Origin of the sequence: Mesorhizobium sp. LjNodule214, assembly GCF_964252735.1 — a bacterium.
Lineage (GTDB): Bacteria > Pseudomonadota > Alphaproteobacteria > Rhizobiales > Rhizobiaceae > Mesorhizobium.
In genome coordinates, this window is the sequence record NZ_CAXUPE020000002.1 from 520,536 (window position 1) to 538,589 (window position 18,054).

Genomic DNA, 18,054 nt, shown 5'->3' on the forward strand with positions numbered 1-18,054 from the left:
TCAACGAAACGACGGGGCGCCGCTCGGCTCCTGGTCGCTGCCCGCGAAGTGCCACTCGATGAGCGGCTTCATGTGCCCCATCAACCCTTGCGGCAGGTCTGTGGCATGGCGGATGATCACCGGCCCCTCGATCTCCGGGTCGGCTTCAGCGGCAACGAAAGCTGAGATACGCCGTGCGATCTCGTCGGCCGGCTCCGCAACCCGATAGCGGCGGAAGATCACCGTGCCGCTCGGCGTGGATAGCGCGTAGTAGCGCTGGCCGCGTTGCACTCCCGACAGATCGATCCCGGTCTCCTCGCCCACCTCGCGGATCATGTTGAAATCGACATCGACAAGACCGTCGCGGAAATCGATCGGTTCAAACGAGCCGGCGGCGAAATAGACGCGGCCGGCATTGACCGTATGCGCCCCCATGCGGATCGCCACCAGCGCATCGTCGCCGGCGACCAGCATCGCATGGGCATAGGCGTGCTCGGCACCGGTCCCCTGGCGGTTCTGCCGCCACAGCATGAAGGTCGAGTAGTTCACCGCATGGCAGCGCCCGACCAGCCGGTTGTGGCGGTAGGCGAGCGCCGAGAGCAGCACCACCGTGCCGTCGAACAGCGCTGGGTTCGCGCCCATCTCGCGCCGCCAGTTCTCGGCGATTGCCTCGGCATTGTCGCGCTCGAAGGGATGCGCACCGGGATCAAGCCGGACGTCGACCGCGTCGACCGGCAGGATGACATTGCGCGGCAGGTCGAAGCTCAACGGAGCGATCCTCAGGCCATGTCCAGCGTGATCGCCACTGGACAGTGGTCGGACGCCTTCGGCCGGTCCCAGCCGGCGCGCGGGAAGCGGTCGACCTCCTGGCCGGCCGGAAAGATTGTGCGCCAGGGCTGACCGCTGCGGATGATGTCGGGAACGGCTGTCGCGTTCTTCGCCGCCAGCCCCTTCGACAACAGGATGTAGTCGAGCTGGCAGAGATGCCGCTCCTGCGGCCCGCGCGTGTGGTAGAAACTCCAGCGGTCCATCTCCGGCCGCCGCTCGACGACGTTTTCGCAAAAGCCGCCGGCGGTCAAAACGTTGATGCAGGACTGGCTCTCGTCGATCACCTGGAAGCGGTAGCCATCGAAACTGTCGCCCTCGATCTTCACGCGCTGCCGGTAATCGTTCATGTCGCCGCAGATCGCCCAGCGCTTGTCGGCGGCATGCTCCTTGCCGAAACGCTCCTCGATGATGCGGCGCACCGCTTGCGCCTCGGCGATGCGGATCGGCATCGTTGCCTCGCGTCCGTCGAGCCCATTGCGTGGCGAGCCCATCGATTTGAAATGCACGAGATAGAGCGTCAGCGGCACGCCGCCGACAATCACGTCGATCTCGAGGCAGTCGCGGCGGAAAATACGCTCATTGGCCTGGTTTCCGAGTGCCGCCAGTTCGGGCGTGTGCAGGCCGAACTGCTCGTAGGTGACGTAGGCGTGGCTGGTCATGCGCACGAATTCGATCGGCTGGCCCTGCGCGGTCTCGCTGCGCATCATCACGGCCACATCGATGCCGCGTGAATCATTGCCGGCCGTGGTGTATTTCTGCCGGTAGCCCTCCCCCACCATCTTGAACAGATAGCCGTATTCGAAGGCCTTCAGCGCCTCGACATTGTCGACCTCCTGCATGCAGATGATGTCGGCGCGGGTGGCCGCGATGGCCAGTGCCGTCAGCTGGCGCGTGTCGTCGGATTGCGCGATCGCCCGCGCCTGCTCCAGCATCCTGTATTCGGCCTCACTCTGGATGTCGAAGAGCGCTAGCGTGCGGTCTTCATTGAGCTGGTTGCGGTATCCGGAAAAATCGAACCTGTTCATCAGGTTCTCGACATTGAAGGTGGCGAGGCGCAGCGACATGCGGTGACCTTTGCCTGCAAGCGCAGCCGAAAACAAGGGGGCTGGGCGATGCCCATTCATGGTTGATGGAACCTTTCCGTTCATCTTCCGTTCAGACGCAAAGGTCCATGATTAGGGTTACTCTGAGCGTGGGGCCTGAATCTTCGGAGAGTGAAATGAAACCGCTCTTTTTGACTACCATTCGATCGGGCATGTTGGCCTTGGGTCTTGTTTCCGGCCTCTCGGCGCCTTCCATGGCCGGGCCCATTCAGCCTGACGCCCCGCTCCCAACTGCTGCCGCGGCACGCGAAATCGTGCCGGTGCGCGATGACTGGGCTGGCGGCAATAATAACGTCTGGATGCGTGGCCGTAATTTCTCAGGAGCCCGGAACTGGAACCGTGGCAATTGGAACCGTGGCAATTGGAACCGTGGCAACTGGAACGGTGGGCGGCACTGGCGCCATAATCGTGGCCGGTACTACGGTGGCGGCAATTACGGCCGTTACTACGGTGGCGGCTATAACGGCCGTTACTACGACGACAACGGCGCCGCCGCGCTTCTCGGTTTGGGCCTTGGGTTCGGCCTTGGCAGCCTGTACCAGGGCTACTACAACCAGGGCTACTACAACCAGGGCTACTACAACCGGCGCTACTACAACAACGGTTCGAGCGCCCATGTCCGCTGGTGCTACAATCGTTACCGGTCGTATCGCACCTGGGACAACACGTTCCAACCCTATAACGGCCCGCGCCGGCTATGCTGGTCGCCCTATAGCTGATGGACTGATGCATTCCAGACGGCGCCGCCCCTCGCGGCGCCGTTTCCGTCTGGCTCAGCCTTCTTCTGAACTGTTCTTTGTCCGGCCAGGGCACCGCGAAATCGTTTCGCCGCCGACGATAACGCTATGTTTATCAGGCCGGTTTATCGACTGGTCTGATCGAAGCGCTCCCGAGCGACGATCGCCCCTGGGGATCCCGCACGATGTGCTGGTGTATCGCCTCGACTAGCTCACTGCGACCAACTCGCAGTGAGCCAGATTGAGGTACGACTGAGTCCGGACTTTAGTTCTTGGCCTTGTCGACCAGCTTGTTCTTGGAAATCCACGGCATCATTGCGCGCAGCTTGGCGCCGACTTCCTCGATCTGGTGGCTGTCATTGTTGCGGCGGATGCCCTTGAAGCGCGACATGCCGGCGCGGTATTCCTGCATCCATTCCGAGGTGAATTTTCCCGTCTGGATGTCCTTCAGCACGCGCTTCATCTCGGCCTTGGTTTCGGCGGTGATGATGCGCGGGCCCGAGACATATTCGCCCCACTCGGCGGTGTTCGAGATCGAGTAGTTCATGTTGGCGATGCCGCCCTCATAGATCAGGTCGACGATCAGCTTGACCTCGTGCAGGCACTCGAAATAGGCCATTTCCGGCGCGTAGCCGGCTTCCACCAGCGTCTCGAAGCCGGCGCGGATCAGTTCGACCAGGCCGCCGCACAACACAACCTGTTCGCCGAACAGATCGGTCTCGCATTCCTCGCGGAAATTGGTCTCGATGATGCCCGAACGGCCGCCGCCGACGCCGCAGGCGTAGGAGAGCGCCAGATCGAGCGCGTTGCCCGAGGCGTCCTGGTTGACCGCGACCAGGCACGGCACGCCACCGCCCTTCTGGTATTCGCCGCGCACCGTGTGGCCCGGGCCCTTCGGCGCGATCATGACGACGTCGACCGACGCCTTCGGCTCGATCAGGCCGAAATGCACGTTGAGGCCGTGCGCGAAAGCGATCGCCGCACCGTCGCGGATGTTCGGCGCGATCTCCGATCTGTAAATGTCGGCCTGCAATTCGTCGGGCGTCGCCATCATCATCAGGTCGGCCCATTTGGCGGCCTCCGCCACGCTCATCACCTTGAGACCGTCGGCCTCGACCTTGTTGGCGGTCGCCGAGCCGGCCTTGAGGCCGATGGCGATGTCCTTGGCGCCGGAATCCTTGAGGTTGAGCGCATGCGCCCTGCCCTGGCTGCCATAGCCGATGATGGCGACCTTCTTGCCCTTGATCAGGTTGAGATCGGCATCGCGATCGTAATAGACACGCATTTCGTCTTCCTTCCCGTTTGGTATCAGAGGCCTTGCGGCCCGGTTTTTGCTCCGAAAAGAGCGAGAAACTGTTGCGTCGCCCGGGCGGCATCGCCGCCGATTGTCGCCTCAGTCAATTCCAGCCGGTCGCCGAGCAAGAGACGGATTTGCACGTCGCGGGCGACCAGCCCGAAAAAGCTCCGGAACGCCGTCTCGGCATCCGAAAAGTCGAGAAGCCCGGCCTGACGACCTGCTTCCAGCACCGGCTTCAAGCGCCGGGCCAAAGCGAAGCGGCCATTCTCCAGCACCACGGCGCCAAGGTTGTCCTTGCCCGATCCGGCGTGGCTGACCGCCACCCGGTTGAGCGCGATCGAGGTGTCGCTCGAAATCACCTTGAGCCAGTCGGAAGCGAAGCGCTCCAGGCTCGCGGTCAGCGAAGCGAGGCCGAGCCCCTTGCCGTCGACAGGCGCCACACGCACCTTTGAGGCCTGCCACTGCACCGTCGCCGTCAGCAGCCCGTCGCGATCGCCGAACCATTTGTAGAGCGTTTCCTTGGAGCAGCTCGCCCGCCGCGCCACCGCGGTCATGGTCAGGTTATCGCCCTCCTCGACCAGCAGGCGCAGCGCTGCATCCAGCACGGCCTTCTGCCGCTCCGTCAGCGCTTCGCTGGTGTCGATATCGACGCTTGCCTGCAACAATCTTTTTCTTCCTGCCCAACGATTAGGTGCTTCACCCGAGGCGTACCGTACGTTACGGTTCGGCATATTGCTCAAAGCGCTTGCCGACGCAAGAGCCAAAATGGAAATAATCGACGGCGGATGGGCGAACGGGGCGCGATAGGCGATCGGTGCCGGCCAGGCTCAGTCGTCGGCGGGTGGATGGCGCAGCCGCCCGAGCAGGCCTGCCAATGTCTCGAGGTCTGCTGCCGAAAGCCGGGCGCCAACCAGATCGGCGATCGACTTGCCATAGAAGGCCCACATGCGGCGGCGCGTTTCGCGTCCCTCGTCGGTGATGCGGATGGTCTGGCCGCGGCCGTCATCGGCAACTGGCAGCTTCTCGACCAGGCCGTCGGCTTCGAGCCGCGCCAGCAGCCGCGAGATGTTGTACTGCGCAAACAGCGTCCGCTCGATCAGCTGGAACGGCCGCAACCCGCCCTCGCCGGCTTCGGCAAGCTCATGCAGCACGTCGTACCAGGCGAGCGGCGGGAGGCCGCCCTCCTTTAGCGCATCCTCAGCCTTTTCCACGAGCTGGCGCGAGACGCGCATCAGGCGGGCCCAGGCCTTGATGGCCTCGGGCGAAGGTGTGGCCTTCTCGATCATGCGAGCAGCATAGAAGATAGATGCAGTTGCATCAAGCTTGACGATAGAAGCACATGCATCTATATAGATGCAACTGCATTGACTTGGGAAACAATCCGATGAAGCATGAAATCTGCAAGGACGCCGACATCCCGGATACGGGCAGCCTGGTCGCCAAGACGACCGACAAGCTCATCCTGGTCAGCCATCATCTCTGTCCCTATGTGCAGCGCGCGGCGATTTCGCTTGCCGAGAAAGGCGTGCCGTTCGAACGCGTCACCATCGACCTCGCCAACAAACCGGCCTGGTTCAAGGCGATTTCGCCGCTCGGCAAGGTCCCGCTGCTGCGCGTCCGGCAACATGGCGAGGAGACGGTGATCTTCGAATCCGCCGTCATCCTCGAATTCCTGGAGGAGACCGAGGTCAACCCGCTCCACCCTGCCGACCCCTATGCCCGCGCCCGGCACCGCGCCTGGATCGAATTCGGCTCAGCCATCTTGAATGCCATCGGCCGGTTCTACTCCGCTGCCAACGAGACCGCCTTCCGTGCCGAAAGCGAAACCCTATCGGCGATGTTCGATCGGCTCGAGGCCGAACTGGCCGATCGCACCGCCCCAGGACTGTGGTTCGCCGGCGAGCGCTTCTCACTCGTCGACGCCGTATACGGGCCGATCTTCCGCTATTTCGACGTCTTCGACCGGATCGGCGATTTCGGCATTCTCGCCGGAAAGCCGCTTGCCCGGGCATGGCGCAAGGCATTGAGCGCGCGGCAATCTATCAAGCAGGCTGTCGACCCGGACTATCCGCAACGCCTCGAAGCCTTCCTGCGGGCCAAGGCTTCCTATCTCTCGAAACTCATTCGGCAGGACGATCAGGCCACCGCGCTTCCGCGAGTCCGGTCCGCATGAGCATCGCAGCGGGTGTCTGTGACGGACCTTTGGCCGTGGAGACAAGCGGCATTTGAAAAACTATGAAATGAAACCGTTCATCAGTTTCGTTCTATGAAGACGATCTCGACCCAATCAAAGCGAAATCGGAATTCGTCGATGTTGGTGGATAAAAAGGACGTCGTCCTCATTCCGGGGATACCAACGTTTCGAAAATCCGTTGTTCCCCCGTTGTCCGTTCGGCTTCCGATTGCAGCTCGTTGCAGCCGTAGCAAGTATATTTTGATGGGCCTTTTCTGGGCATTTTGCGCACTGGTGATGCTGTTGCCCTTGTTGACCTTCTTTGTCCGTGACCCCGAAGGCAGCCGCACTCTATTCGAGAAGGTGGCGATGGCGCTGCTGCAGCTGTTCGGGCTTTATTGGGTGCCGTTTCTATCTGCGGCAGCCATATTCTCCTTCCTGGACGCCGGCCTTGGAAAGCCAGCCTTGATTGTTGACAGTGATGGTTTGTCGGATAGTCGCTCCGGTCTATTGGCTAAATGGTCTGACATTTTGAGTGCAAAACCAATATTGGGAGGGGCTGGCTATTGGGGAGTGTCCTTACGGATGCGCGAGCCTGCACCCTTGCCGAAATCCTTTCGGCTCGGCTACCCCTTGTTGCGGCGACGTAAAGTCGACGAAGCTCATATCCAATGCAATTTGCTAAGCGTTCCGGCGCATGAGATCGTAAACTCGATACTGACACTCGTGCACAAAAACGGTGGCCAGCTCCTGCCTGCACATCCTGTATTTTGGAATTCGGTTCCGCCAGTTGTGCCTCAACAATAGTTTTGCGCAGCGCTAGCGCTCGACCAGCTAGGGGTTTGTGACCTGTTCGTCACGATCGCTCATTCTCGACCATCGCGCCTCCTCTAGCCCGATCCGCCTGAACGGATCGATCACGGTCCCCGCCACCATCGAAGCGAGCAATTGCGGCGCCGGCGGGATCCTTGCGATTGTCGCCACCAGCCTGTCGCGGATGAATGGCAGCGCCGCGGAGTCCGACTGGTAGAAAGGCGTGAACGCCAGCGACAGCGCCTGGAAGACCCGCACATGCCAGCGCCGCGCGCGGGCATAGGCTTCCAGTGCTTCGTCGACATCTTTCGTCCGTGCCAGCGCGTGGCTGAGCGCCGCCGCGTCGAGCAGCGCCATGTTCGCCCCTTGCCCGAGCTGCGGGCTGGTCGAATGCGCGGCGTCGCCGATGATCGCCAGCCGACGGCCGGCCGGCAGCCTCATCGTATGATGGCCATAGCGCGCCAGAGAAAGCTGGTCGAAACTGTCGATCTGGCTGGTGAAGGCCTCGCACTCGGGCCACAGGCTGACCACCCTCGCCTTCCAGGCGTCGAGCCCGGCGGCCCGCACGCTTTCGGCGTCCGCCGGCTTCAGGCTCCAGAAGAAGGCTGCCATCTTTTCCGCGCCGGGTTCCGGCCGGCCGATCGGCAGCACGCCGACCATGACGCTGGCCCTGTCGTAGCGCTGCAGCAGCGCGTTTTCGTCAAAGCCCTCGCCACGCCAGCCGAGCGAGGCCCAGAACGCGCCATAGGCCAGCGAGCGCACCTCGCCTGGGTCGCTCAGGCACTGGCGCAGCTTCGAGCGCGAACCGCTGGCGTCGACGACCAGATCGAAGGGTCCGATCCTTCTTCCGTTGGCACAGGCGAGCGTCACGCGTTCGCCGGTCTCCAGCGCCTCGATCTCGACACTGGTTTCGATGGCGATCGCCTCGCGCTGGGCGGCACGGAACAGCACGCCGAACAGCGCGGCACGGTGCACCGCCAGGCCGAAACGGCGGCCACGCTGCGCATCGTAGCGGACGGCGAGCACGGTGCGGCCTGACGTCGCATCCGCCCCATGCAGGCGATCGATGCGGCTGCCAAGTGCCAGGATGTCGTCGAGCAGGCCGAGATCGGCGAGCACGCTCAGCCCGGTCGGCTGCAGGATCAGCCCCGAACCGACCGGCTTCGGTTCGTCGAAGCGCTCGAAGATGGTGACGCGGTGCCCGGCGCGTCTCAGGTAGAGCGCCATGGCCAGCCCCGCCGGCCCGGCGCCGGCAATCGCGATGTCGAGAGATTTTTCCATTGCCCGCCCAACCCAACCGGCGGGCACAATCCCTCAGCGGGATCGCCAAATCAACTCGGCGCTTTGACGCTTCGAAAGACGAGTTCAGGCCTAAGCAGCGTCGAAGGTAGCGCGCGCTTCGCGCACGGCCTCATGGTTGAGCTCGGCCCATTGGACGAGTTGATACAAGGGATGGAACATCGACCGTCCGAGGTCGGTCAGGCTGTATTCGACACCAGGTGGTTTGGTCGGGAACACCTCGCGATGCACGTAGCCATCACGTTGCAGCTCGTGCAGCGTCTGCGTGAGCATGCGCTGCGAGATGTCGGGAACCAGCCGGCGCAGCTCCCCGAAGCGATAGGGCTTTTCCGCCAGCGCCATGACCAGCAACGGGCTCCATTTGCCATTGATGCCCCGCATGACGTCGCGAACCGGGCAATCAGCGAAATTGCCGCCATCCGTCATGGCTTTGTAGATCTCGAGCTTCGATTGCAGATTGACGATCTTGCCGTCCATCGCTGGTTCCCTGCGTGTGCCTACCTCCCGAAAAACTGCCTTCTTTACGGCAACAGGTCAATTCCTATTTTAGTGCTGGTCTCTTTTTGAGACCGCCACAGCACCCGCCGCTTCGGCGCAAAATCAGGATCTCCCCGATGACCGAAACCCTTCTCGTCACCGGCGCCTCAGGCCAGCTTGGCCGCGGTGTCATCCATTATCTCCTGGACGCGCACAATGTTGCGCCGGCGCGGATCATCGCCACCACGCGCAATCCCGAAGGCCTGGCCGATTTGGCGGCGCGCGGCGTCGTTGTCAGGGCCGCCGACTTCAGCGACGCGGCCTCGCTGGAAAGCGCCTTCAAGGGCGCCGACAGGGTATTGATCATTTCGACCGGCGATCTCGATCTCAAAACCGGCAAGCGCCTGAAGCAGCACGAGACTGCCGTCGCTGCGGCCAAAAAGGCCGGCGTTTCGCACCTGCTCTACACCTCGATGCCCAACCCTGAGCCGGAATCGCCGGTGCTGTTTGCCGGCGACCACTACGGCACCGAGCAGGCGATCAAGGCCAGCGGCATACCCTATACGATCTTCCGCAACGGCTGGTACCAGGAGAACCTGTTCATGGCGCTGCCACACGCAATCGCCTCGGGAAAGTGGTATACGTCCGCGGGCGACGGCCGCATTGCCCATGGCGCGCGCGACGACATGGCGGCAGCCATCGCCGCCGGCCTCGCTTCCGGCTCGACCGAAAGCAAGACCTACACACTGACCGGCCCGCAGGCGCATACGGCGGCCGAGATCGCCGCCCTGGTCAGCGAAGTCACCGGCAAACCGCTGGACGTCATCCAACTGCCCGACGAGGCCTTGACCGAGGGCGTGAAGGCGGCCGGCGTTCCCGACGAATTCGCGCGCGTCATCGTTTCGTTCGATGCCAACACGCGCTCGGGCCGCATCGCCATGGTCACCGACGCGATCGAGACGCTTTCGGGCAGGAAGCCGCAAACGTTGAGAGAGTTCCTCGAGGCGAACAAATCCGCCTTGGCCAGTTGAAGCCTGTGGTGCGGGAAGCCGGATAGGTCGGCTTCCCGCACCACTATTTCGATGTCTTGGTCAGCCCCAGCCGGATCAGGCTTTCGCCGGTCGCAACCAGCGCGTCTTCCCGCGAACGCGGTGCCCAGCCCAGCAGGCGCATGGCCTTCGCACTCGTTGCGTTCCTTGCCTTGCCCAACTCCGTCACGATCTGGGCTGCTTGCCCGTCGAACAGGCCGACGAGCCTCACCAGCCAATCCGGCAGCACTCTTGTCGGCACGCGCGACGCTGCATCGCCCAACCGAGCTTTCAGCGTCTGTGCGATCTCCAGCATCGTCATGAAATCCCCGCTGATGGCCAGGAAACGTTCGCCCTTGGCTGCGGGGTTGGTCATGGCGCGCAGATGCAGGTCCGCCACGTCCCGCGCATCGACCACGCCGAATAGCATGCGCGGCAGACCCGGCATCGCGCCATCCAGCAGGCGTCCTATGAATTCTGTTGAGGTCGAATGGTCGGGCCCCAGAACCGGTCCGAAAATCCCGACTGGATTGACGACTGCCAGCTCCAAGGCGCCGCCTTGACCGGCAATGAAATCCCACGCGGCCCGCTCCGCCAGCGTCTTCGATTTCACATAGGCGCTCACCTTGTCAGCCAGATTGGTCCAGTTCTCCTCCGTGAACGGGCGTCCGGCAATTGGCGTCTGGCCATAGCCGACGGCAGCAAAGGAGGAGGTGAGCACGACGCGCCTGACGCCGGCATCTCGCGCCGCACGCAGCACCCGCAGCGCGCCTTCGCGGGCAGGAACGATCAGATCGTCCTCGTGTTTCGGCACGCCGGACGGAAACGGCGAGGCGACATGGAGGACATAGTCGCAGCCGGCAACGGCTTGCGGCCAGCCTGCGTCGGCCATGAGATCGGCGTGGGCAAAGGAGAGCGCATCGCCGGGTTCGGCACCGCCGGCCTTCAGCATCGCCACAACATCGGCTTCGCGCTTGCTGGACCGCACCGTCGTGCGCACGCGGTAGCCTGCATCCAGCAGAGCCACGATGCAGTGAGCGCCGAGGAAGCCCGATCCGCCGGACACAAGCACCAATTCGCCGCTCATGCCCGCCTCCTCGATGATCTAGTTTGAGCCCATCAAATCGCCACCTGCGTGCCGATCTCGACAACGCGCCCGGTCGGGATCTGGAAATACTCGGTCGCATCCGCTGCCGTGCGCGCCAGGCCGATGAACAGCTTGTCCTGCCACACCGGCATGCCGGAATTGGGCGAGGCCTTGAGCGAACGCCGCGACAGGAAGAAGGACGTCGTCATGATGTCGAACTTCCAACCCTGCTTGCGGCAGATCGCCAGCGCGCGCGGAATGTTCGGCTGTTCCATATAGCCGAAGTTCAGCGTCACCCGCATGAACAGCTCGTTGACCGTTTCCATCTTGACGCGGTCGCTGTCGGGCACCACCGGCTGCGGCGCCGTCACCACAGAAAGGATGACGTTCTGTTCGTGCAGCACCTTGTAGTGCTTCAGACTGTGCATCAACGCGGTCGGCGCGCTCAGCGGATCGCTGGTCAGGAACACGGCCGTGCCCGACACCAGCTGCGGCTTCTTCTTCAACAGATTGCCGGCGAGGAAATCGAGCGGGATCTCGTTGCGGCGGGTCTTGTCGAACAGATAGCGGCTGCCGCGCACCCAGGTCCACATGGCGAGCACGACGGTGAAGGCCACCGCCAACGACGCCCAGCCGCCTTCGAAGACCTTGACGATGTTGGAGGCAAAGAAGCCTATATCGATGAAAGCGAACAGCGCCGTCATCGCGATTGCCACCCAGAGCCGCCATTTCCAGATACGGGTCATGACGGCATAGAGCAGCACCGTCGTCACCAGCATGTTGCCGGTGACCGAAATGCCGTAGGCCGAGGCAAGCCGGCTCGATTCGCCGAAACCGACGACCAGCAGCATCACCGTCAGCGCCAGCAGCAGATTGACGCGCGGCATGTAGATCTGGCCGGATTGTTTTTCCGACGTGTGCAGGATTTCGAGCCGCGGCAGCATGTTGAGCTGCACCGCCTGCCTGGTCAGCGAAAAGGCGCCGGAAATCACCGCCTGGCTGGCGATCACGGTTGCCGCCGTCGCCAGCACCACCATCGGGATAAGCGTCCATCCCTGGTTCATCTCGAAGAACGGATGGCCGACGACGCCACCATGCGCCAGCACGAACGCGCCCTGCCCGGCATAGTTGAGCAGCAGGCAAGGGAACACGATCGCCAGCCAGGCGAGCACGATCGGCTTGCGCCCGAAATGGCCGAGATCGGCATAGAGCGCCTCGGCGCCGGTGACGGCCAGGAAGATGGCACCGATCGTGACGAAGGCGACGTCAGGCGAATTGATCAGGAAGGCGACGATATAGTGCGGGCTGACCGCCAGCAGGATCTCCGGGTCGTCGATGATGTGGTTCAGGCCGGAAAGCCCGATGGCCAGGAACCATACGGCCGTCACCGGGCCGAACACCAGGCCCACGCCGCCCGTGCCGAACCGTTGCACCGCGAACACCATGGCGAGAATGAGCAATGTCAGCGGCACCACATAGGGCTGAAACGTCGGCGTGACGACATTCATGCCCTCGACCGCGGAAAGCACCGAGATTGCCGGCGTGATGACGGCGTCACCAAAGAACAGCGAGGCGCCGACGATGCCGACGCCGAGGATCACCGCCGACCGCGTCGGGAAACTGCCGCGCGCCAGCGCCATCAGCGACAGCACGCCGCCCTCGCCGCGGTTGTCCGCGCGCAGCACGAACATGATGTATTTGATGGTGACGATGATCGTCAGCGACCAGATGATCAGCGACAGCACGCCGAGAATATCGCCGCGCTCGGCGACATCGCCGCCGGACGACGCATGCAATGCCTCACGAAACGCATAGATCGGACTGGTACCGATGTCGCCATAGACCACGCCGAGCGCGCCCAGCATCAGCACCTTGGTGCTATGCTGCTCGACTTCAGGATGGCTCGATTGGTCGACGGTTTCTGCCTCACTACCAGTGTTGGCAAGGGCCATAAACGACACTCCGATAATCGCGCGGTGCTCTACGCTTGCTGCAATGCAATATCAAGTGCCCCAACGTTATGGCTTCCATGCCGGCAACGCGGGGCCTGCCTCTTTACCATCCGCAAGCCCTGAGAAACCGCCCCACCGTGCCGGCCATGCCATACTCCAACGCATCGGCTGTCAACCCATGTCCGATCGACACTTCGGCCAACGCCGGAATGCGCTTGACCAGCGCCGGCAGGTTGTTCACCGTGAGATCGTGCCCGGCATTGACCTGCAGGCCCGCCGCAAGTGCTGCATCCGCGGTTTGTCCCAATCTTTCCAATTCCTTGGCCGCCTTGGCGGAATCGGAATGGCAGCTGCCATACGGCCCCGTGTAAAGCTCGATCCGGTCGGCGCCGATATCGCGCGCGATCCTGGCGCCGTCCGGGTCCGAATCGGAAAACAACGACACCCGCACACCTGCCTTTTTCAGGCGTTTGACGATCGGAGTGAGGAATGCGGCGTCCGTTGCGAAGTTCCAGCCATGGTCCGACGTGGCCTGGGCCGGGTCGTCGGGCACAAGCGTCACCTGTTCCGGCTGGTGCTTTTCCACAAGCGCCAGGAAATCCTCCGACGGATAGCCCTCTATGTTGAACTCGGCCTTGGGGAACTCATCGTCGATAAGGGCCCTGATCTCCGGCAAATCGGAGTGCCGCGTATGCCGCTCATCGGGTCGCGGATGCACCGTCAGCCCATGCGCGCCGGCGGAGAGAGCGAGGCGCCCGAGCCCGATGACGCTCGGCCATGGCAGGTCGCGCCGGTTGCGTAGCATGGCGATGGCATTGAGATTGACGGAGAGCTTTGCGGGCATGGCTTCGGGTCCAGTTTCACAGACGGGGCGCATCTATAGCGCCTTTGTCGGGAACAGACAGAGGGTTTCCGGTGTTCCAAGGGGATGAACCGCGAAAGGAACAGCCCTTGAATTTTCTCGACGCCGTGCCGGCGGTGCGCCGCATCGACACCGACCGTGAAGACCTTTTCGCTGTCGATATCGTCGGCCATGTCGCGGCCGCCGACGCGGAAAACCTGTTCGGACTGCTGGAGGCGGCCTATGCGCTCCATCCGAAACTGGACGTGCTGGTGCGCCTGATCGAGCATGACGGCGTCGACTGGCCCCACGTGTCCGACGAAACCGCCAGACAGGGCACGGCCCACGCCCTGGAGCATATCCGCCGCTGCGCCGCGGTCGGCGACCCGGACTGGATCCCCTATGCGCAGGGATTCTTCGCCAAGCCGCCGCCTTTCGAACTCAGGCATTTCGACTGGGAGGACGAAGCGGCGGCATGGCGCTGGCTCGGCGCCAGGCCGGCCAAGCCGTCATGATCATCGGACGATCGTCAGCCGTTCGGCCGCGCGGGTGATCGCGGTGTAGAGCCAGCGCTGGCGGGTTTCCTTGAACGCCCAGCTTTCGTCGAACAGCACGATCTCGTTCCATTGCGAGCCCTGCGCCTTGTGCACGGTCAGCGCGTAGCCATAGTCGAAATCGTCGAAGCGCTTCTTCTGCTGCCAGGGAATCTCGGCATCCGGGTCCTCGAACGCCGCCTTGAGCAGCTTGATCTTGGCAACGCCGCGGTCCGGATCGTCCTCTTCCGGCGAGACCAGAAGGTTGATGCCCGGCTTCACCGTCTCGCGCGACGAGGTCATGACCTTCCACAGCGAACCGTTGAGCAGGCCCTTGGCCGGATCGTTGCGCAGGCAGACCAGCTTGTCGCCGGCTTGCGGATAGTCGGCATTGAAACCCTTCAATTCGCGCAGCCGCTGGTTATAGCGCCGGCGCGTGCGGTTGGTGCCGACCAGCACCTGGTCCGCCTTCAGCACCAGTTCCTGGTTGACGTCTTCCTTGCCGATGACTTGCGCCGTGCCGTAGTCGCCGCGCATGAATTCGCGGCCTTCGCGCACGTCGAGCGCCAGCCGGATGATCGGATTGTCGCGCGCCTGGCGATGGATTTCGGTGAGCAGCGCGTCCGGTTCGTGGTCGGTGAAGAAGCCGCCGCCCGAGATCGGCGGCAGCTGGCCGGGATCGCCGAGCACCAGGATCGGCGTGCCGAAACTCATCAGGTCGCGGCCGAGCTGTTCGTCGACCATCGAGCATTCGTCGATGATGACCAGCTTGGCCCTCGAGATCGGGCTCTGGCGGTTGAGCGAGAAGGTCGGCGAAATCGACGTCTTGCCGGTCACCTCGTCCGACACCGATTCCTCGCCCTTGGGCCTGTAGATCAGCGAATGGATGGTGCGGGCGTTGGTCGCCCCCTTGGAGCGCAGCACCTGCGCCGCCTTGCCGGTGAAGGCGGCGAACTGCACCTGGCCGTCGACATGCTCGGCGAAATAGCGCGCCAGCGTCGTCTTGCCGGTGCCCGCATAGCCGAACAGCCGGAACAGCTGCGGCCGGCCCTCCTTGAGCCAGCGCGCAACCGCCTTCAGGGCATCATCCTGTTGGGGAGAGAATTCCATCAGCGCGAAAGACCGGATTCGCAAGGGAAAGACAAGACAGCCGCCACCATATCGACCGCCGCCGGTGGCGAACTCAGCGCCTCCTGCGGCTCAGGCTATCAGGCGCGGACAAGAACGTAAAGAGAACATGGCGACTGCGTCTCGGCTTGAATTTCGGCTTCGGGTGGAAAGCGGAAGTCAGGCAATGGCCATGGCGCCCGGCGGGTCGCGGTCGTCGGGCGGTAGAGGAACGGGAGCGTATCCGGCATAGCTGGCGCTCAGGCGTGCCTGTCCTTTCGAATGCGACCGCAGTGCATCCTCCAACTTGAACATGTTTGCGAGCGGCACTGTCGCGTTGACGACGACGACCACGCCGCGGGTTTCCTGACCCCGGATCTGGCCGCGGCGGCTGTGCAGTTCGGCGATGACGTTGCCGGCACAATCTCCAGGCGTCACCACCTCGACCCTCATGATCGGCTCGAGCAGCTGCACGCCGAGCCGTGGCGCAGCTTCGCGAATGCAGGCGCGGCCGGCGACCTCGAAATCCCGAGCCGAGGAATCGGTATCGTGAAAGGCGCCGTCCACCAGCGTCGCCTTGATGCGGATCATCGGGAAGCCCGCGAACGGACCCGCCGACAGGACGGTGAGCAGCCCCTTTTCGACACCCGCAATGTATTCGCTGGGAAGCGCATCGCAGACGATCCTGGACGCGAACACGAAGTCCGCCTTGTCCGGGTTCGGCTCGAACATGATCTTGACGCGGGCGAACTCGCCGGTGCCGCCGGACTGTCTCTTGTGCGTGAAGTCCTGCGCGTGCGTACGGGTGATCGTCTCGCGATAGGCCACTTGTGGAGAACCGACATTCACGCCGACCTCAAACACGTGGCGCAGGCGGTCAACGATGATGTCGAGGTCGACTTCGTCCATGAAGGCGATGATCGTCTGGCCCGATTCCTCGTCATGCTTGACGCGGAAGAAAGCATCCTCGTCCGCCAGCTTCGATAACGCGATAAGCAGCCGCTCCTGATCGGCCTTCGATTTCGGCTCGATCGCAATTTGCAGCAAAGGCCAGGGCGCGGCAGGCTTTTCCATCATGACGATATGGTCGCTGGTAGCCCCAATATTTACAACTGCTTGCCGGGGCGAAATCCGGACTGGGATAACAGAAGGCTAAATTGCCGCAGCCTATTGGTCAGGGGCCGGATCATTCTCCAGCAGGATCGGCTTGCCATGCGGCGTCGCATGCGCGGCGCGTTCCCAGGCGGCGGCAAGCGCATCGACATCGCCTTTGCCGGCAACGCCCTTGGCCGACAGCAGGCCTTCCAGCGCCGCCAGCCAGTGCTCATAGTAATCGTGGCCGTCATTTGCAGCGCCGGGCTTCTTGACTTCGGCGGACAAGGCATCAGCCCATTCGCTCCAGGAAAACAGGCCTTTTTCGTGCAGCGCCACCGTCATGGCGAAGGCTTCGGCCTGCCATGGCTCGGCGAACACCGGCTCGTCGAAACCCGCCGGCAATCCGGCGGCGCCCTCATGCCGCCTCAAGATAGCTCTCCCAGGCGTCGATCGACACGGCCAGCGTCGGGTCGGCCCCCTCGCCCCAGATCTCGGCGCCGTCAAAGACCACCGTATAGACCCATTGCGGGTTCTCGCCCTGGCCATGCGCGTTGCTGTCGGGAAAGACGAAGCCATCGCGCACCGCCTCGACGGTGCCTTGCTTGCCGCGCGCATAGCGTGGCAGCCGCGTATGGCCGGTCGGATTGAAATTCTTCGTCCGCACGAGGTCGCCGGCCTTGAACCGCGCCGGCGTCGCAACCGGCCGGTCGCAGGGACCGCCCCTGGCCAGTGCCGCCGGCACTTTCTCGGCCTTCAGCACCCTTTTGGGTGTGGCTGCCGGATCGAGCGCCTTGCCCGCGGCCAGATCGTGCTCGCTGACGAACCCGTGGCGCTTCAGTAGCACCTCAAGCGCCTTGATCCAGATCTGATAGTAGCTCGAGCCATAGTAATCGGCCGGGTGCAGCGATTCCCGCGCGTGCCGGCTCTCGTCGATATTCCAGGCGCCCATGGCGCCGGCGGTGAGCGTCACGCCGAGCGCGCGCCTCTCCCAATCCGCATGGAAGTAAGGCTCGTCCCTTTCGGGCGCGACCGGCCCGAAGCCCATCTGCCCGCCGAGGTCGTGCGGCCCGTTCATGCCGGTTCCCTCGCCAGGCCGGTGCCGATCATCGCGTCGCGCGTCACCAGTTCGGCTAGCCGCTCCTCGCTCCAGCCTTCTGTTCCTCTCGGCCGCATCGGCACGACCAGGTAGCGCAGCTCGGCGGTCGAATCCCAGACGCGGATCTTTGTGTCGGACGGCAAAGTCAGGCCGAATTCCTCCAGCACGCCGCGCGGATCGATCACCGCGCGCGAGCGATAGGGCGGCGCCTTGTACCAGACCGGCGGCAGGCCGAGCACCGACCACGGATAGCAGGAGCAAAGCGTGCAGACGACGAGGTTGTGCGTCTCCTCTGTGTTGAACACCGCCTGCATGTGCTCGCCCTGACGGCCGGTATAGCTGAGCGAGGCGATCGCCGCCGTCGCATCGCGCTTCAGCCAGGCGGCGAACTCCGGGTCGACCCAGGCCTTCGCCACCACCCTGGCGCCGTTGCGCGGGCCGATTTTTGTCTCGTAGGTGTCGACGATGACGTCGATGGCGGCCGGATCGATCAGGCCTTTCTCGGTCAGGATCGTTTCCAGCGCGCGCACCCGCGCGGCAAAAGGATCGAGCTCGTTGTCGTGGTCATGATCATGGGACATGACCGCAAACTACGATCGCCGGAGCCCG

Annotated in this window: 19 protein-coding genes and 1 pseudogene; 5 read left to right on the plus strand and 15 right to left on the minus strand. The window is 63.4% G+C overall.

What is annotated here, in order from left to right; translation table 11 throughout:
• Together ACSQ3Z_RS16480 and ACSQ3Z_RS16485 are read right to left on the minus strand one after the other, a co-directional pair.
• A complete protein-coding gene (locus ACSQ3Z_RS16480; protein WP_436172385.1) occupies positions 1–747 on the minus strand; it encodes a hypothetical protein in 747 nt (248 codons plus the stop codon).
• Between the two features lie 11 nt (positions 748–758).
• Positions 759–1,871: an endonuclease/exonuclease/phosphatase family protein gene (locus tag ACSQ3Z_RS16485; protein WP_436172386.1), complete on the minus strand. Its 1,113-nt coding sequence runs from the start codon at positions 1,869–1,871 to the stop codon at positions 759–761.
• A gap of 155 nt (positions 1,872–2,026) precedes the next feature.
• On the opposite strand from ACSQ3Z_RS16485, the gene ACSQ3Z_RS16490 reads away from it, so the two are divergent.
• A complete protein-coding gene (locus ACSQ3Z_RS16490) occupies positions 2,027–2,629 on the plus strand; it encodes a BA14K family protein (RefSeq protein ID WP_436172387.1) in 603 nt (200 codons plus the stop codon).
• 283 nt (positions 2,630–2,912) lie between these two features.
• Here the strand turns inward: ACSQ3Z_RS16490 and ilvC are convergent, their stop codons facing one another.
• The 3 genes from ilvC to ACSQ3Z_RS16505 all read right to left on the minus strand — a co-directional run bounded on the left by ilvC (position 2,913) and on the right by ACSQ3Z_RS16505 (position 5,230).
• Positions 2,913–3,932, minus strand: coding sequence for a ketol-acid reductoisomerase (ilvC, locus tag ACSQ3Z_RS16495; protein WP_436172388.1), 1,020 nt, complete (start codon positions 3,930–3,932; stop codon positions 2,913–2,915).
• 23 nt (positions 3,933–3,955) lie between these two features.
• A complete protein-coding gene (locus ACSQ3Z_RS16500; RefSeq protein ID WP_436173918.1) occupies positions 3,956–4,606 on the minus strand; it encodes a TetR/AcrR family transcriptional regulator in 651 nt (216 codons plus the stop codon).
• A 165-nt stretch (positions 4,607–4,771) separates the two neighbouring features.
• Positions 4,772–5,230 (minus strand): MarR family winged helix-turn-helix transcriptional regulator, encoded by a 459-nt coding sequence (locus ACSQ3Z_RS16505; RefSeq protein WP_436172389.1) that lies wholly within the window; start codon positions 5,228–5,230, stop codon positions 4,772–4,774.
• 98 nt (positions 5,231–5,328) lie between these two features.
• On the opposite strand from ACSQ3Z_RS16505, the gene ACSQ3Z_RS16510 reads away from it, so the two are divergent.
• Together ACSQ3Z_RS16510 and ACSQ3Z_RS16515 are read left to right on the plus strand one after the other, a co-directional pair.
• Complete coding sequence (locus ACSQ3Z_RS16510) at positions 5,329–6,117, plus strand: glutathione S-transferase family protein (protein WP_436172390.1); 789 nt, start codon at positions 5,329–5,331, stop codon at positions 6,115–6,117.
• Between the two features lie 138 nt (positions 6,118–6,255).
• Entirely contained in the window at positions 6,256–6,924 is a 669-nt protein-coding gene (locus tag ACSQ3Z_RS16515; protein ID WP_436172391.1) for a hypothetical protein, read from the plus strand.
• A gap of 27 nt (positions 6,925–6,951) precedes the next feature.
• On the opposite strand, the gene ACSQ3Z_RS16520 is transcribed toward ACSQ3Z_RS16515, so the two are convergent.
• A complete protein-coding gene (locus ACSQ3Z_RS16520) occupies positions 6,952–8,211 on the minus strand; it encodes an FAD-dependent oxidoreductase (protein WP_436172392.1) in 1,260 nt (419 codons plus the stop codon).
• A 90-nt stretch (positions 8,212–8,301) separates the two neighbouring features.
• Entirely contained in the window at positions 8,302–8,706 is a 405-nt protein-coding gene (locus ACSQ3Z_RS16525) for a winged helix-turn-helix transcriptional regulator (protein ID WP_436172393.1), read from the minus strand.
• Positions 8,707–8,843: 137 nt separating this feature from the next.
• Between ACSQ3Z_RS16525 and ACSQ3Z_RS16530 the strand changes: the two genes are divergently transcribed.
• Positions 8,844–9,737, plus strand: coding sequence for an SDR family oxidoreductase (locus ACSQ3Z_RS16530; protein WP_436172394.1), 894 nt, complete (start codon positions 8,844–8,846; stop codon positions 9,735–9,737).
• A gap of 43 nt (positions 9,738–9,780) precedes the next feature.
• Here ACSQ3Z_RS16530 and ACSQ3Z_RS16535 read toward each other — a convergent pair whose 3' ends face one another.
• The 3 genes from ACSQ3Z_RS16535 to ACSQ3Z_RS16545 form a co-directional block, all read right to left on the minus strand.
• Positions 9,781–10,821, minus strand: a complete 1,041-nt coding sequence (locus ACSQ3Z_RS16535) for an SDR family oxidoreductase (RefSeq protein ID WP_436172395.1) — start codon at positions 10,819–10,821, stop codon at positions 9,781–9,783.
• A gap of 32 nt (positions 10,822–10,853) precedes the next feature.
• Positions 10,854–12,773: a potassium transporter Kup gene (locus ACSQ3Z_RS16540; protein WP_436172396.1), complete on the minus strand. Its 1,920-nt coding sequence runs from the start codon at positions 12,771–12,773 to the stop codon at positions 10,854–10,856.
• A gap of 103 nt (positions 12,774–12,876) precedes the next feature.
• Positions 12,877–13,617, minus strand: coding sequence for a pyridoxine 5'-phosphate synthase (locus ACSQ3Z_RS16545; RefSeq protein ID WP_436172397.1), 741 nt, complete (start codon positions 13,615–13,617; stop codon positions 12,877–12,879).
• Between the two features lie 107 nt (positions 13,618–13,724).
• Between ACSQ3Z_RS16545 and ACSQ3Z_RS16550 the strand changes: the two genes are divergently transcribed.
• Positions 13,725–14,129 carry an STAS/SEC14 domain-containing protein gene (locus ACSQ3Z_RS16550; RefSeq protein WP_436172398.1) on the plus strand — a complete coding sequence of 135 codons (405 nt, stop codon included), beginning with the start codon at positions 13,725–13,727 and terminating at the stop codon, positions 14,127–14,129.
• On the opposite strand, the gene ACSQ3Z_RS16555 is transcribed toward ACSQ3Z_RS16550, so the two are convergent.
• The 5 genes and pseudogenes from ACSQ3Z_RS16555 to nthA all read right to left on the minus strand — a co-directional run bounded on the left by ACSQ3Z_RS16555 (position 14,130) and on the right by nthA (position 18,026).
• A complete protein-coding gene (locus tag ACSQ3Z_RS16555) occupies positions 14,130–15,257 on the minus strand; it encodes an ATP-dependent DNA helicase (protein WP_192181048.1) in 1,128 nt (375 codons plus the stop codon).
• A 177-nt stretch (positions 15,258–15,434) separates the two neighbouring features.
• Positions 15,435–16,334: pseudogene (gene fusA / locus ACSQ3Z_RS16560) on the minus strand (elongation factor G); the annotation flags it as partial.
• An 87-nt stretch (positions 16,335–16,421) separates the two neighbouring features.
• Complete coding sequence (locus ACSQ3Z_RS16565; RefSeq protein ID WP_436172399.1) at positions 16,422–16,778, minus strand: nitrile hydratase accessory protein; 357 nt, start codon at positions 16,776–16,778, stop codon at positions 16,422–16,424.
• Positions 16,765–17,424 carry a nitrile hydratase subunit beta gene (nthB, locus tag ACSQ3Z_RS16570; protein ID WP_436172400.1) on the minus strand — a complete coding sequence of 220 codons (660 nt, stop codon included), beginning with the start codon at positions 17,422–17,424 and terminating at the stop codon, positions 16,765–16,767. Before nthB ends, ACSQ3Z_RS16565 begins: the two co-directional genes overlap by 14 nt.
• Positions 17,421–18,026 (minus strand): nitrile hydratase subunit alpha, encoded by a 606-nt coding sequence (nthA, locus tag ACSQ3Z_RS16575; protein ID WP_436172401.1) that lies wholly within the window; start codon positions 18,024–18,026, stop codon positions 17,421–17,423. The genes nthB and nthA overlap by 4 nt, the downstream gene beginning before the upstream one ends.
• Positions 18,027–18,054 lie beyond the last annotated feature (28 nt).